General features: G+C 36.5%; 14 protein-coding genes. All 14 read left to right on the top strand.

Annotated elements, in window-relative coordinates; all coding sequences use genetic code 11:
- The first annotated feature begins 58 nt into the window (after nucleotides 1-58).
- Entirely contained in the window at nucleotides 59-334 is a 276-nt protein-coding gene (locus tag RM549_RS04815; protein ID WP_311682314.1) for a transposase, read from the top strand.
- Nucleotides 331-1005: an IS3 family transposase gene (locus RM549_RS04810; RefSeq protein WP_311682640.1), complete on the top strand. Its 675-nt coding sequence runs from the start codon at nucleotides 331-333 to the stop codon at nucleotides 1003-1005. The genes RM549_RS04815 and RM549_RS04810 overlap by 4 nt, the downstream gene beginning before the upstream one ends.
- A gap of 17 nt (nucleotides 1006-1022) precedes the next feature.
- Nucleotides 1023-1190 carry a hypothetical protein gene (locus tag RM549_RS19515; RefSeq protein ID WP_432264698.1) on the top strand — a complete coding sequence of 56 codons (168 nt, stop codon included), beginning with the start codon at nucleotides 1023-1025 and terminating at the stop codon, nucleotides 1188-1190.
- 163 nt (nucleotides 1191-1353) lie between these two features.
- On the top strand, nucleotides 1354-1620 hold the full coding sequence (locus RM549_RS04805; RefSeq protein ID WP_311682311.1) for a nucleotidyltransferase domain-containing protein: 267 nt from the start codon (nucleotides 1354-1356) through the stop codon (nucleotides 1618-1620).
- A gap of 173 nt (nucleotides 1621-1793) precedes the next feature.
- Nucleotides 1794-2897 carry a Fic family protein gene (locus RM549_RS04800; RefSeq protein ID WP_311682309.1) on the top strand — a complete coding sequence of 368 codons (1104 nt, stop codon included), beginning with the start codon at nucleotides 1794-1796 and terminating at the stop codon, nucleotides 2895-2897.
- Between the two features lie 559 nt (nucleotides 2898-3456).
- Entirely contained in the window at nucleotides 3457-3993 is a 537-nt protein-coding gene (locus RM549_RS04795; RefSeq protein WP_311682307.1) for an RNA polymerase sigma factor, read from the top strand.
- A 72-nt stretch (nucleotides 3994-4065) separates the two neighbouring features.
- Nucleotides 4066-4923, top strand: coding sequence for a FecR family protein (locus tag RM549_RS04790; protein ID WP_311682305.1), 858 nt, complete (start codon nucleotides 4066-4068; stop codon nucleotides 4921-4923).
- Nucleotides 4924-5048: 125 nt separating this feature from the next.
- Nucleotides 5049-8366: a SusC/RagA family TonB-linked outer membrane protein gene (locus RM549_RS04785; RefSeq protein WP_311682301.1), complete on the top strand. Its 3318-nt coding sequence runs from the start codon at nucleotides 5049-5051 to the stop codon at nucleotides 8364-8366.
- A gap of 27 nt (nucleotides 8367-8393) precedes the next feature.
- Complete coding sequence (locus RM549_RS04780; protein WP_311682299.1) at nucleotides 8394-10007, top strand: RagB/SusD family nutrient uptake outer membrane protein; 1614 nt, start codon at nucleotides 8394-8396, stop codon at nucleotides 10005-10007.
- A 51-nt stretch (nucleotides 10008-10058) separates the two neighbouring features.
- Complete coding sequence (locus RM549_RS04775; RefSeq protein ID WP_311682297.1) at nucleotides 10059-10703, top strand: PKD domain-containing protein; 645 nt, start codon at nucleotides 10059-10061, stop codon at nucleotides 10701-10703.
- Between the two features lie 240 nt (nucleotides 10704-10943).
- Nucleotides 10944-12263 carry an MFS transporter gene (locus RM549_RS04770; protein ID WP_311682295.1) on the top strand — a complete coding sequence of 440 codons (1320 nt, stop codon included), beginning with the start codon at nucleotides 10944-10946 and terminating at the stop codon, nucleotides 12261-12263.
- A gap of 17 nt (nucleotides 12264-12280) precedes the next feature.
- Nucleotides 12281-13171, top strand: coding sequence for an NAD(P)-dependent oxidoreductase (locus tag RM549_RS04765; RefSeq protein ID WP_311682292.1), 891 nt, complete (start codon nucleotides 12281-12283; stop codon nucleotides 13169-13171).
- A gap of 17 nt (nucleotides 13172-13188) precedes the next feature.
- The gene (locus RM549_RS04760; protein ID WP_311682289.1) at nucleotides 13189-14349 is read left to right on the top strand and encodes an amidohydrolase family protein; all 1161 of its coding nucleotides are present in this window, start codon (nucleotides 13189-13191) and stop codon (nucleotides 14347-14349) included.
- Nucleotides 14350-14412: 63 nt separating this feature from the next.
- Nucleotides 14413-15246 (top strand): fumarylacetoacetate hydrolase family protein, encoded by an 834-nt coding sequence (locus RM549_RS04755; RefSeq protein ID WP_311682288.1) that lies wholly within the window; start codon nucleotides 14413-14415, stop codon nucleotides 15244-15246.

Raw genomic sequence — 15246 nt, 5'->3', positions numbered from 1 at the left:
ATCCCCCAAAAATTAGGACAGTAAGTTAAGTTCAAAAATAACCTTAATTTACTGTATTATGACACGAAGAAAATTCACCTCAAAGATTAAAACGAAAGTAGTTCTTGAAGCCTTGAAAGAGCGACAAACCGTCAAGGAACTAGCACAAAAATTTGAGATCACTCCACAACAGATTAATACCTGGAAGCGAGATTTCCTAAAGGAGGCTGATACTGTTTTTTCAAAAGGCGAAAAATCAAAAAAATCAGAAGAAGATGAAAAGAAAGACCAGCTTCTTAAAGTAATTGGGGAGCTTAAAGTGGAGAATGATTTTTTAAAAAACGCCTTGCGATAAAACCTTTAGAGGAGCGTAAAACAATGATAAGCAAGGGTCATTCAAAACTTAGCCTCCAGCGACAATGTAAGCTATTACAGATCCACCGCAGTGGTCTTTATTACAAACCCCGAGGAGAAAGTAAGCTCAATTTAGAACTTATGCGATTGATGGATGAACATTATACCGATCATCCCTTTAAAGGTGCCCGACGGATGCATACCTGGCTTACTCTGGACAAAGGATATCAGATCAACAGAAAACGAATTGAGCGCCTTTATTCCAGGGTGATGGGACTCCAGGCTATTATGCCTGGTAAGCATACCTCACGGCGTCACAAAGAACACAAGGTTTATCCTTATCTATTGAGGAACCTCACTGTAGATCGTCCCAATCAGGTCTGGGCAATCGACATTACATACATTCCTATGCGGAAAGGTTTTATGTATCTGGTAGCGATAATTGACCTCCATAGCCGCTATGTGTTGAACTGGTCAGTATCAAATTCTATGGATGCCCATTGGTGTAAAGAAACTGTTGAAGAAGCCATTCGCCTTCATGGTAAACCGGAGATCATTAATACCGATCAGGGCAGTCAGTTTACCTCAGAGATTTTTACTCATAGTGTACTCTCACAGGATATTAAATTAAGTATGGACGGTAAAGGAAGAGCTATAGATAATGTTTTATAGAACGGCTATGGAGAAGTGTGAAGTATGAAAACATTTACCTTAATCCACCAGAATCCGGAGTAGGTTTATACCGGCAACTGAGTGAATATTTTGATTTTTACAACCATAGAAGAAGACACCAAGGGATAAAAAATGAAATACCCTTTAACCGGTATTTAAAACAAGAAAAGCTGCATAACAAATGAAAAATAGAACTCAATTTAGCAGCTAAGCTGTCCTAACAAAGGGGGGTACTTCAATACGGCTAAGGAAATAGTAGGTGCAATTTTAGAAGAATACGATACTTTTTAATAGCTTTAAAGAAAAAATGCTGAAGATTCAGGAAGGTGCTGAATAGAAACTTTTACTATGGAATACGGTTTAAAAGATAATGTACTTCTAAAAATAAGGAAGGTTCTAAGTTCTTTTTCAGGCATAGAAGAGGCTGTCATTTATGGGTCCAGAGGTTTGGGAACTTATAGAGAAGGATCTGACATCGATATTGCCTTAAAAGATAAGCTGAGTTTTGAGGAATTATTAAAGATCGAAAAAAAACTTGATGACCTCATGCTGCCTTGTACTTTGGATTTATCTATATATCATAAACTTTCTAATAAAGATTTACAGGAACATTAGATTGGGTCGGCAAACAATTGTATGTAAAGCAAACCGTAAAAAATAATTGAGCAGCTTTTCCTTTTGAAACTCTGAACAGTTCAGTATGTGTCTGATTTGTATGAGCTATAAAATTGATTTTTATAGCTCACTTATTAGGCGTAGATTGAGCTATATATTTTAATTAATAGCTCATGGCATGGAACTGGCAACTTAGAAGCTGGTCTCACTTCGAATTCACACCGGAAGTTTTGCTTCCTTATGAAAAGACATTTTTGCAAAAAGCGGGTATGTTGTATGGTAGTATGAAACATATTAGTAATGAGAATCAGGATGAGTTAAAAATAATGCTGCTTAGTGATGAAGCGTTTCAAACATCTAAAATTGAAGGTGAGCTGCTGGATAGGGATTCACTACAATCCTCAATTCGTAAACATTTTGACCTTCAGGCCGATAAAAGTAAAGTGTCTCTTGCAGAAGATGGAGTTTCAAAAATGATGATTGATCTATATAGGAATTATTCATCTCCTTTAACTCATGAGCAATTATTTTTATGGCACGAAATGTTGATGAACGAACGTCGGGACCTTCAGGATATAGGTAGTTATAGAACGCATAAAGATCCAATGCAGATAGTTTCAGGATCGATGGGCCGTCCCATAGTTCATTTTGAAGCTCCCCCATCTAGTGCAGTAAAAAAAGAAATGGATAAGTATATTTCATGGTTTAATGATACAGGTGATAAATACTCCGACTCACTAGTGAAGTCTGGTATCGCGCATCTGTACTTTGAAAGTATTCATCCTTTTGAAGATGGAAATGGAAGAATTGGTCGTGCGCTATCGGAGAAAGTATTATCACAATATTTGGAGCGTCCTACTTTAATCGCTCTTTCACACGTTATTGAAAATAACAAGAAGCTTTATTACAGTTCTTTGCATCTCAATAGTAAGGAAATTGAAATTACTGGATGGTTAGAGTATTTTTGTGAAACGATTCTTCAGGCTCAGGATTATACGCAACGAATGATTGACTTTACAATAAGTAAAACAAAGTATTTTCAGGAATTTGATGAAAAGTTCAATGAGCGGCAAAGGAAAGTGGTGAATCGAATTTTTCGAGAAGGTATAGAAGGGTTCAAGGGAGGCTTAAGTGCAGATAATTATATTAAGATCACCGGGACAACGGCTTCTACCGCTACTCGGGATTTAAAAAAAATGGTTGATCTAGGAGCATTCATAAAAACTGGCGAGAGGAAAAGTACTCGTTATCAATTGAACCTGATTTTAGATAATTAGAGGAAACCTTTAAGTAAAAACCTTAAATTTCTGTTAAAGGTGCCGAATTCGGTGAGTACAAAGAAGGGTGCTCTGTAAATGCCTGTAAAATGAGACGTTCAGGAAATAGTAGAGTCTTGTCCATGGCGGACTCCTCCCTGAAAGTTATGAGGAGAGGAATAACAGGAAGGGAGGTGCCCAAGACTTTTTCGACGAAGCGCTTTTCCTGTATTGGAGTATAGCGGAATGAAAGGGAATGTGCTGAGGGATTTGAAATAGAAATTTTCATACCAATAGAATGCTTTTGTTGAATAAAGGCAGAAGTTAATTCCGCTACTATACAGTAGTCTTCGAAAATTGTAATGACATCCTGTTGGTGGATTATCCTTATCCACAAAACACCAATAAAAATTTCTGGAAATTATAGAATTGCAAGAGGCACTGCAGGATCCAGTATAAAATTAATGTTAATTCAAAATATTTTATCGTTATTTTTAAATCAAATTTTTATATTCCTTAACTTTAGTTTAAGTTTATAATCCCTTCACCTGAAAAGTGAAGATTAAAAACATCTTGGATTATGAAGAATCAAGACACATATTTTTTGGTTAAATCTTTAAAAAAGGGGGATTTAAAATCCTTCGAAAAATTGTACAGGATGTATTATTCCAAGTTACATGGATTTTCCAATAAGTTTTATTCCCCAACACTCCAGGCAGATGACTTCGTTCAACAAACATTTTTAAAGGTATGGGATGAAAGAGAGCATTTGAAAGAAGATGTTTTATTTGATAAACAGCTTTATGTTATATGTAGGAATCTAATTCTTAACAATCTTAAAAGAGAAAAAAAGATGGTTTCAAACCAGGATTTTCATCTCAATTCATATGAAGTAATTGAGGAAAATGAAGAGATATTTCTTAAAGAAGAACTAGATAAACTAAATACAGGAATTGAAAAATTGCCCAAAAAAAGAAGGGAAATATTTTTACTTCATAAAAGAGAGAATCTAACTTACGAGGAAATTGCTCAATATCTTTTCATTTCAACGAAAACGATTGCGAACCACATCTATCTCGCCAGTAATTTTTTAAAAGAAGAATTTAAAAAATTTTAAAAAAATTTCTTCAAGATTAGGAACTTCTGATTTCTCAATTGTTATAAATATATAAGAGGAAAAATTATTTAATTGAAAAATCACGAATTTAACGAAGAAGAATTTGAAGAGGCATGGAATTCGCCCTACTCAACTATTTCAGAAAATGAAATAGAAGATTCGTGGAGCAGCTTCAAGACAAATATTATAATTGATAAAAAAAGTGGAAGGAACTATGCTAAAGCAAGTGCCGCTGCTGCTTTATTAATATTATTATTTACTTCTTATTTCTTTTTAGAAATTTATAATCCAGTAGTAACAATTGAAAATTTCGCAAAAGTCGACAAGGAGGTTGTGTTGCCAGATGGTAGTTTAGTGTTATTAAAAAAAGGCTCCGAAATAAGTTACAAAAGCAGTTTTAATAATACCAGGGAAGTAGAGTTAAAAGGCGAAGCTTTTTTTGATGTAATAACTGACAGTATAAGGGAGTTTAAGGTGAGCACTAAATTTACTACTACCATTGCACTTGGGACGGCATTTTTAGTAACTGAGAAACCTGGATTAAAAGATACTGAAGTCACTCTGTTTTCCGGGCGAATTTTGGTTTCTGTTAATGGATTAGCAAAATCCTGGGCGCTTATAAAAGGGGAAAAATTTATCTATAAAAACGAAAATGCTATAGTAAAAGAATTCAATACTACTCTTTCCTTTGACGCGGGAGATTCTTATAAAGATTTAAATAATATTGAGCTAGAAAAATTATTCACTTTTTTAGAGAAAAGGTTTGGATATAAATTTATCACAAGTGCCTACACCTTGGAGAAGAGAGTAACCTTAAGAATTAATAAAGCTGACTCACTTGAAGAAATTTTAAATTTATTATCCATAATTAATAATTTAAACTATGAAATAAATCAAGAGACTAAAGAAATTGGAATATTCAGTAAATAAACAAAAAAGGGCTTCCACCGTCAAATAGAAAACCCTTTTTTCTAAAGATTACAAAAAAAGTATGATCCGACAATTGTCCAATTGTCGAATACCCTTTTGCATTTTCAAATTTAAATAAATAGAATATGAACAAACTACTATTAACAATGTTTTTTTATTTACCTTTTATTATTAACCCTCAGGAAATTTCCTTTAATGTATATAATCCGACCCTGAGGGCAATAATATTAGAAGTAGAGTCTCAGGCTGATCTAAAATTCGCTTATGGAGAAGAGGTGGATCTTTCAACTAAACTCCTAGGAAGATTTAGTTTTGAAAAGGAAGGTTTAGATAAAGTATTGGAGGAAATAACAAGAAGAACTCCCTATACTTTGAGTGTTGTTGGTAATAACATTGCTATTGCCTTAGACCCACCCGTAGAAAAACCTGGAATTAAAACAACGGAAGTTCAGCAAATAATAAATGGAACGGTTACCGATTCAGACGGCATGCCTCTTCCCAGTGTAACAATCCAGGAAGAAGGAACAAATAACGGAGTCTTGACCGATTTTGATGGAAATTTCACTATCGAAGTAACTTCTGATGATGCAGTTTTGGTTTTTACCTACATTGGTATGCAACCTGCCAGGATTCCTGTTGGAGGACAAACCACAATGAATGTTCAAATGGAAGCCGATGAACAGGCGCTGGAGGAAGTGATTGTTGTTGGTTACGGAACACAAACGGTAAGAGAACTAACTGGGGCGGTTTCTCAAGTTAAAGCCGAGGCAATTGAAAAAATAGCAACATCAGACTTTACTTCTGCATTACAAGGTCAAATGGCAGGAGTGAATATTACCCAAAGCTCTGGTGCACCTGGTGCTGTTGCTAATGTTCAAATTAGGGGTTTAGGATCACTTTCAGCAGATGGAACCGGACCTCTTTATGTTGTTGATGGTGTTCCATATCAGCAACCTCCTAATATAAGTCCAGATGCAATTGCATCTATTGAAGTTCTGAAAGATGCAGCATCAGCTTCAATTTATGGTACCAGAGCGTCAAATGGGGTTATTTTAATTACTACTAAGACAGGTACCCCCGGTCAGATGAGGGTAAATCTCGACTCTTATTATGGAATTACCCGTATAGCACGAAACATTCCTTTAATTAATAACACAGCCGATTGGTTGTACGTTAATCGAATTAGATATCTTTCTGTAAATGCTCCCGGGGATTTCGGTTGGACTAGTCTTCAGCCGGGATGGCATGAAAGAGGATTATACTATAATACTAACTGGACAGAAATGTTCCAGGTCGATAATGCACCAATACAAAATCATAGCTTAAGATTATCGGGAGGAACAGAAACCCTTACATATAGTATTGTGTCAACTTATTTTAATCAGGAGGGAACTTGGCTAAATTCGGGATATGAGCGGCTTTCCACTCGTGCTAACACTCATTTTGAAAAAGGTAAATTTAGTGCCAATGTGGGTCTGGGTTTATCTTTTGACAAGAGAAATATGAGTAATCCCGATCTGCCAATTGATGCTATTAGATTGCGACCATTTGAAACACCTCTTGAAGATTACAGGGATGAGTCATTTCCGGAACCTGAATCAAACCCGAGTGCCATAGCAAACATAGCCAGAAGAATAAAACAGGTAAATCAAGAAGAAGGAAACAACCATTCCATAAATATGGATTTAAATTATGAATTGTTTGAAGGTTTTACTCTTAGAACAAATCTTGGAGGTTTTCAATATAATACTTATTCAAAATTATTCGAACCCCGATTTACTTTTTATGATGAATTCACAGGGGAAATGGCTCCTGGAGGATTTCCAATAGCCAGTCTTGAAGTAGGACAAAATTTCCGGCAACACTGGATTTCTGAATTTATGGCTATATATGAAAAGTCATTTGGCAATCACGAAATTTCTGCATTAGCTGCTTATTCCCGGGAACAAACTACCAGGAGATCATTTAGCGCAGGGAGACGGGATTTCTTAAGTAATGATATTCAGGTCTTAAGTGGAGGAGCAATAGATCCTACAGCGAGTGGAAAAGAATATGTCTCTAGCTTAACAGGAGCCATTGGTAGAATCCAATATAATTTTGCAGAACGCTATCTATTAAGTGCAAGTGTTCGCCGTGACGGATCATCAAGGTTCGGAGAGGATTATAGATATGGAGTGTTTCCTTCTTTTTCTGCAGGATGGAATATTGATGAAGAATCTTTTTATGAAAATTTAGGAATAAATTCTGTTTTAACATCTGCAAAAATTAGAGCTAGTTATGGTACCACAGGAAACCAATTTATACCAGACTATTTATATGCTCCTGTGGTTTCAGGTGGTGTAGATTATGTTTTAGGAGAACCCGATCAACATTTGGCACTTGGTGTTACTCAGGTAGATTTTACTAATGTAGATGTAAAATGGGAAACAAGTATCGCTAAAAACTTAGGCCTTGATCTTGGATTTCTCGATGGTGCTATAACCTTTACCGGGGATGCTTATGTAACTAATAAATCAGATATGTTGTTTCCTGTAGCCGTTCCTCTTTCGGCAGGTTCTGGTGGAGACGGAAGTGTCATTATGAATGTTGGGAATATGACAAACAAAGGATATGAACTGGCTAGTAGTTATAGAAAGTATGGCGATGATTTTGGTTTTACTTTAACTGCTACTTTTTCACAAAATTCAAACGAAGTAACTCAAACTAACCTTGCTTCAAGTACAATCTGGGGCGGCCAGGGAGGAGGTGCTACTGATCCTGTTTCTGTAATAAGAGAAGGTTATCCTGCCGGTGCTTTCTTTCTTATTCCCACGGATGGGTTAGTAACCACTGAAGAAGAAGTTCAAGAATATCAAAATTTAGTTCCAGGAGCACATCTCGGTGATTTACAATACGTAGACACCAATGGTGATGGTACCATAAACGATGATGACAGGATTTTTATGGGAAGCGGTAATCCAGATTGGGTTGCAGGCTTTGCGATTAACGCAAATTATTTAAATTTTGATTTCTATGCACAATTGTATGGGACTTATGGCAACAAAATTTATAATGCCATTAAAAGTTATGCCTATGCTCATAAACGGCATCAGGATGTTCTTAATGCCTGGACACCTTCAAATCCTACTTCGACAATTCCTACTCCCAGAGGTTCAACATCCCATGCGAATATACGATCAAGGTCAGATTATTTTCTTGAAGACGGTAGTTATTTAAGGTTAAGGAGCGTACAAGTTGGCTATAATTTCTCTGAATCAATTATGAACAATTTAGCAGTCAATAATTTGAGAATATATATCGGTGTAGATAATGCATTAACTTTTACAAAATATACAGGAAACGATCCCGAGATAGGTAATGATGGATTATTAAATAGAGGTGTAGATAGTGGAAATATTCCGGTAACATCTCAGTTTAGAGCGGGATTGCAGTTGGAGTTTTAATCATACAATAAATCAAATATTAGAATTATGAAACAAGAAAAGATAGTAGCAATTACCCTAATCATGTTTTTATCGTTAGGTTCTTGCACGACGTCTGATGAATTTCTTAGTGAGACGAACCCAAATACAATTACTATAAATGAATTTTGGGAAACAGAAGAAGATTTTGAAAAGGGATTAATGGCAGCTTATAATTCGCTGCAATCCGATTTCGTAATGGGTGGAGGTGCAGTTAGTTCATTGCATACTTTGTCTGATATTGCTAAACCTAATCCTTGGGGACAGGATAATATTGATTTACATGAATATAATGCTACAAATGTAAACGATTTTACCACTAATATGTGGACGGAGCTTTATACAGGAATCTTCCGAGCTAACCAGGTATTAGAAAATTTGGAAAATGCAGATCTTCCAGAATCTTTTAAAACCGAAATTGAGACAGAAGCACGCTTCTTGAGGGGTTTATATTATTTCTGGCTGGCTACAACTTATAATGATGGAGAAATTATTATTCATACCTCAGTTCCTGAGAATATGGATGAGTTCTCTCAACCTCTTTCCCCAAGGAATGAAGTGTATGCTCTTATTTTTTCAGACTTGCAATTTGCCCAGGAAAATCTACCGGAAACACGTAGTGCGATAAATTTAGGACGTGCAACCTGGGGAGCTGCCACTTCCATTTTAGGGAAGGTTTACTTGTATGAAGAAATGTTTGAGGAAGCAAGAATTGAGTTTAAGAAGGTAATTGATAGTGGTTTGTATCACCTTGCGCCAGACATCAGTTGGAATTTTGATATTGCACATGAACATAATCCTGAATCTATTTTTGAAGTAAATTTTTCAGATGTAGTAAAGCCAGGAGAAACCCCTAATAATGCAACTACAAGGGCTGCAGATTATGCTCCTCAAGAAGCTGGAGGGGACAGAAACGTTGAACCGGCTTACAATTTAATCCAAAAGTATAAGGAGGACGTACTGGATCCGGAGGATCCAAGAAATTCTGGCCAACAGTATTCTCAAAGAGCTTTAGCTAGTATTGTTTTTAAAGGTGATGGACAAATGTTTTACCAAAGATCAACTCAAGAATTTGATTTTGGTGTAGAACAAGAGGCACACGTTAAAAAATTTCAAAATTGGTGGTTGACAGAAGAACCCGTAGATAATCGTTCTGGTATCAACGAAAGAGTGGTCCGTTTGGCAGATGTTTATTTAATGTATGCTGAGGCTGTTTTAAAAACTTCTGGCAATGTTTCTGAAGCAATCCAATATGTCAATTTGGTGAGAGATAGATCAGGTTTATTGGAACTTAGTCCTGAAGAATATAACTCCGAGGAGTTAATGCATCATCTGATGTATATTGAACGTCCGCTCGAATTATCTTTTGAAGGTCACGGGATTCGCTGGCAGGATATACGGCGATGGGGTATTGTAGAAGAAATTCTTGCTGAACTTTCTCAGATATCATACAGGTCTTTTCCAAATGATTTGAGAGAAGCAACTGCTGAAGATTTAGCAGATCCTAATGCTGTTATAGTGAGGCAGTTTGTTCAGTCTTACGGAAATTATGATTCTGCAGAGGATGATTTTCTTCCTATTCCTTACCAAGAAACAATTACTAATGATGAAATTCAAGAATAACGAATGTCATTAATATGTCTAAAAACTAATGTAATATTAAAATACTGTAATATGAAAAAACATAAAATATTAGCTTATACATTAATAGTAGCCTTGGTTGGTCTTTTTTCTTGTCAACCAGAAGATCCACCATTAAACGATTTTTCCCATATTTTCATTGATTGGTCTCCTAGGACTATTAATGTAAATGATTCCGTTTCAATCTTAGACGGTTCCCGTGGTGTTCAAGAGAGGCTATGGACATTACCTGGAGGTGGTGTTGTGGATATTATAGGTTCAGATAATGATGCGACATCTACAGAAAGAATCTTACATGCTAAATTTTTGCAACCTGGAGAATATGATATCCGTCTTCAAGATCAATTTAATGATCCTAGCGTTACCTTAGACTCGTTGATAACCATAACTGTCTTAGAACAGGTTTCTGCTGGCTTTACTTCAGATGCGGAAATCGAGGATGGTAATGTTATTGTACAAGCTGGGGAAGTAATTAATTTCACTTCAGATTCTACTGGTTCTCCAGAATTTTTTGAATGGAGTTTTGAAGGCGGAGATCCTTCAACATCAACAGGGGACACTACTTCGGTTCAATATAATCAACCTGGTTCCTGGGACGTTACCCTTATTGCTTATAGAAACTTCCCCAGAGGAGCAGATACTATAGTTGTAAGAGATTACTTAACGGTTTTAGAATAATGCATTCTTAGTTCCGTAAAGAGGATTGTTACGAAAATTCTCTACGAATGTTTGCTTTATGAAATAAAATATCGTACACAACCTATGTCTAAATTTAAGTTGTGGTGGGAGGAGAATAAAAGCTAAGATAGCAAAAACAAAATATTATCTTCTTCCATAATTAACCCATTTAAAGTTTTTAAATCGGATAGATTAAATAATTCTGCCTATCCATCAATAAGATATTAATAAATTTTTCTCATGATAGTTAATAAAAAACTTTCAAAAAAACGTTGGTATCGGATTACACCTATTGTTTTTATAACTTTTAGTCTAGCTTATGTAGATCGGGCTAATTTCGGATTCGCAGCTGCCGGCGGAATGGCTGAGGATCTCAATATTTCCCCTTCAGCATTATCCTTAATGGGTGCGCTTTTTTTCCTGGGATATTTCTTCTTTCAGATACCAGGTGCAATTTACGCTGCAGATAAGAGTATTAAAAAGCTTATTTTCTGGTCCTGTATTTTATGGGGGACATTAGCTTCTGCCACTGGAATGGTAAGTGATCTTAATGTTTTATACGTAATACGCTTTTTACTAGGGGTTGTCGAGGCTGCTGTATGGCCTGCTCTTATTATTTTGTTGAGTAGGTGGTTTACAAGCCCTGAGCGATCGAAGGCTAACACATTTTTAATCTTGGGCAACCCTATAACTCTCATTTGGATGTCTGTATTGTCTGGTTATTTAATAGACTCTGTTGGCTGGCGTGGGATGTTTATTATTGAAGGAGCTCCTGCTGTAACTTGGGCATTTTGTTGGTGGTTTTTGGTTGATGATAAGCCAGATAATGCAAAATGGATGTCTGAAATTGAAAAGGAAGAGTTTGAAACCCAGCTTAATCAAGAGCAAAAGAATATAAAACCGGTAAAGAATTACGCAGCAGCATTTAAATCCAGGGCATGTATTTTATTGTGTCTCCAATATGGGCTATGGAGTCTAGGGGCTTATGGTTTTATAATGTGGTTACCTACGATTATCAATTCAGCTCCTGATGGTAGTATTGTAAGAACTGGTTGGCTTTCAACAGTACCATATATTATTGCCATTATTTCTATGTTCATAGCCTCATATTTTTCTGATAGAACTTTAAATAGGAAGGCATTCATTTGGCCATTTCTTCTTGTAGCAGCCATTGCTTTTGGCGCTTCTTATCTAATAGGGACAAGTAATTTTTGGTTATCATTTGGGCTACTGGTAATCGCTGGTGCAGCAATTTATACTCCCTATGCACCATTTTTTACATCATTAACAGAAATATTTCCCAAAAACGTAAGTGCAGGAGCGGTAGCACTTATCAATAGTTTTGGGGCATTAGGATCATTTGCAGGAGCATACCTGGTGGGTCATTTAAATGCTGTGACCCAGAGTTTTGACGCCTCCTATTTGTTGATGTCGGGTTCTCTTCTCTTAGCTGCGATCTTTACATTACTAGGCTTGGAGAATACTAAAAAATATAAAGTTAAAGAGATGTTGCCTCACTCTAGTAAAGGTAAAAAAGCTGCATCAAAAGTACCGCTTTAACGAATTAAGTTTTTTAAATGGATATGATCAAAGAAAAAATCGGTGTTATAGGATTAGGTAGGATTGGTTTTCCTGTGGCAAGGGCTTTCATTAAAAAAGGTTATTCCGTGTATGGAGACGATAAGCGATCAGAAATAATTGAAAAGTTTCAAGAGTTGGGTGGAATCCATTATCAAAGTCCGGCAGAAATTGGCAGCTATTGCAAAACTGTATTGGTAATAGTGTTGAATGATAAGCAGGTTCTAGAGGTTTTTTCAGGCGATTCCGGTCTTCTGGAAGGTATAAAACCTGGTTCTGTGATAATCTGCATGAGCACTATCAATCGATCTGTCTTGGAATCTATTGCTGCACAATGTACAGAAAGAAATGTTAATTTTGTTGACTGTCCATTCACTGGTGGGCCTGCAAGAGTTCCAGAGGGAAATTTAACTCTAATTGCTGCTGCCCCACTAGAACTAATTAATACTGTCGCTCCGGTCCTGGAAGTCATTGGAAATGTTGTCCACGTAGGAAATATTCCAGGAATAGGACAATCCGTGAAATATTGTAATCAGTTGTTGGTGGGGACTACTCATGTTGCCACAATGGAAGTTATTACTCTTGCAAGGAAACTGAATTTAGATGCTGCTCTTGTTTGTAAGATAGTAGGTAGTGGTATTGCAGGTAGTGAATATTTTCAACTTCTTTCGGAAAGCCTCTTAGAGGCCCGACCTTCACCAGGTGGATTGGGACAGATGTGCAAAGATATGTCAATAGTATCAAACACACTGGATGAAGTAAAATTTCCTGCATATGTAGCAAAGGCAGCTACAAAATATTTCAAATTAGCCGAAGATTTAAGTATGCAAAATTTGGAAGGCTCTGAACTGATCAAAGTTGTAGAAAATGTTTCAGATCAAATAAAGTAGTGAGTAAAATGTAAATTATGGTTGAACGAGTTTTAATTAAAGGTTCCTATTTATGGGACGGTTCTAGTGATGAATTAATTAATAATGGAGCTTTAATATGCGAAGGTGAAAAAATCCAAATTGTAGCATCTCTTGCCGAAATGCCTCCTTCTGCATACGATACTGTTCTTGACTTTTCAGGCTGCACTTTGATGCCCGGTATGATCGATAGCCACACACATCATTCAATGGATCCCACTATGGAAAACTATCTTGATAGAATGTCTGATAGTATTCCTGACTTGACTATTCGTGCAACAGTAATGATGAAAAAGGATCTTCTTTCTGGAATTACAACATGCCGTACATTAGGAGATAAGGAGTATTTGGACATTGCTTGTCGGGAAGCAGTAAAAAATAATTTAATTTCAGGTCCTCGTTCCATTGTAGCAGGAAAAGGAATACGTGCTGCCACCGGTCATGGGTTTGTTGGATATCCCTATAACGGGAAAGAAGAAATAAAAAAAGCCATAAAAGATAATCTCGAAGCAGGAGCTGATTTTACTAAAATTTACATTACAGGAACATTAAGGGGGAACGGAGATTTACCAAGCTATCTTACACGTGAGGAAATAGCGACAGCAATTGAAACTTCTCATGAAGCAGGAGTGAAAGTTGCTTCTCATTGCGTGGGTGGCGTCGGTTTAGATTGGGCTTTGGATCTAGGGCTGGATACATTAGAACATGCGTATCATATCAGCGATCATCAAATAGAAAAGTTAGGGAAGTCACGTACTCAACCCGTCTTAACTCCTAGTCCCATTTTGAATGACGAAATTGTGAATCATTATCCACAGCATTTAATTCGTGGACATTATGATGAGCGGGATGAAATAAGCAGTCGAATGAGATCATTAATTGAGGCAAAAATTCCTTTTGCCTTAGGAACTGACGGTATGCACGGTGAACTTTATAATGAGGCTAAATATGTTGTTGAACTAGGAGCATCTAATTTGCAGGCACTGCAAGCATTGACTCTAAATGGGGCAGGCGTATGTAATATTGAAAAAGAAACGGGGAGTTTAATTCCTGGTAAATATGCTGATATTATTGCGGTTGAAGGAAATCCTATGGAGAATATTCTGAGTTTAAAAAAGGTAAAACTCGTGGTGAAAAAAGGCCGGGTTGTTTCAAATTAATTAAGTTTTTCTGGCCAGAAAGAAACAGGTATTATGTCTTAAAAATTTTATTTTATATTAAAAATGAAGCAGGAAAAAAATTATTTAACACGTCATCATTATTTAAATTCCTCTCGATGGGCACTAGATGGAAAGCTGCTACCAAAGAATTTTAATTTAAAAATGCTGCTGGAGCTTCCTTTAGATGTTATCGCAGAATTTTTGAAAGTAATGCCCACTGGGCAGGAGGCTAACCACCAACTTTTAGCACCCATAGAACCGCATCAGGAAGTATGGGCAAGTGGAGTTACTTATGCCCACAGCCGTGACGCTCGGGAAATAGAAACAGAAATTAAAAATATTTACCAAAGGGTTTATGAAGCAAAACGTCCAGAACTTTTTTTTAAAGCTGCGGGATGGCGAACCGTTGGTCACAAAAGCCCAGTAAGGATACGGAAAGATACTAGCTGGAATGTTCCTGAACCGGAGCTTGTTCTTGTTCTCAATAGCTTTGGTGAAATAGTGGGTTATACTGTTGGTAATGATGTTTCCTCCAGGGATATTGAAGGAGAGAATCCGCTCTATCTTCCTCAGGCTAAAAGTTACAATGGTTCTTGTGCTATAGGTCCGGGTATTGTTATTTTAAATGCAGATGAACTTCGCGAACTTTCAATTGAAATGAAAATTACAAGGAATAATGAAAAGGTTTTTCAGGGCAGTACTAGTACTAAACGAATGAAGCGATCTTTTGAGGATCTGGTAAGGTATCTTTTTAGGGAATTAACATTTCCACATGGTTCACTTTTAATGACTGGAACCGGAATTGTGCCTCCAGATGAATTCACCTTACATCCAGGTGATCTTGTGCAGATAAAAATTGGCTCTCTTTCACTTGAGAATGTTATAGATAACGATTAA

Origin of the sequence: Autumnicola patrickiae (assembly GCF_031846525.1) — a bacterium.
GTDB classification, from domain to species: domain Bacteria; phylum Bacteroidota; class Bacteroidia; order Flavobacteriales; family Flavobacteriaceae; genus Autumnicola; species Autumnicola patrickiae.
The sequence above is the reverse complement of the archived record's forward strand: the minus strand, read 5'-3'. Positions and strand labels throughout refer to the sequence as shown.

Bases quoted from the DNA above. Each gene is read 5' to 3' on its own strand.
- RM549_RS04815 (WP_311682314.1), top strand. From the start codon at position 59: ATGACACGAAGAAAATTCACCTCAAAGATTAAAACGAAAGTAGTTCTT.
- RM549_RS04805 (WP_311682311.1), top strand. From the start codon at position 1,354: ATGGAATACGGTTTAAAAGATAATGTACTTCTAAAAATAAGGAAGGTT.
- RM549_RS04800 (WP_311682309.1), top strand. From the start codon at position 1,794: ATGGCATGGAACTGGCAACTTAGAAGCTGGTCTCACTTCGAATTCACA.
- RM549_RS04795 (WP_311682307.1), top strand. From the start codon at position 3,457: ATGAAGAATCAAGACACATATTTTTTGGTTAAATCTTTAAAAAAGGGG.
- RM549_RS04785 (WP_311682301.1), top strand. From the start codon at position 5,049: ATGAACAAACTACTATTAACAATGTTTTTTTATTTACCTTTTATTATT.
- RM549_RS04780 (WP_311682299.1), top strand. From the start codon at position 8,394: ATGAAACAAGAAAAGATAGTAGCAATTACCCTAATCATGTTTTTATCG.
- RM549_RS04775 (WP_311682297.1), top strand. From the start codon at position 10,059: ATGAAAAAACATAAAATATTAGCTTATACATTAATAGTAGCCTTGGTT.
- RM549_RS04770 (WP_311682295.1), top strand. From the start codon at position 10,944: ATGATAGTTAATAAAAAACTTTCAAAAAAACGTTGGTATCGGATTACA.
- RM549_RS04765 (WP_311682292.1), top strand. From the start codon at position 12,281: ATGGATATGATCAAAGAAAAAATCGGTGTTATAGGATTAGGTAGGATT.
- RM549_RS04760 (WP_311682289.1), top strand. From the start codon at position 13,189: ATGGTTGAACGAGTTTTAATTAAAGGTTCCTATTTATGGGACGGTTCT.
- RM549_RS04755 (WP_311682288.1), top strand. From the start codon at position 14,413: ATGAAGCAGGAAAAAAATTATTTAACACGTCATCATTATTTAAATTCC.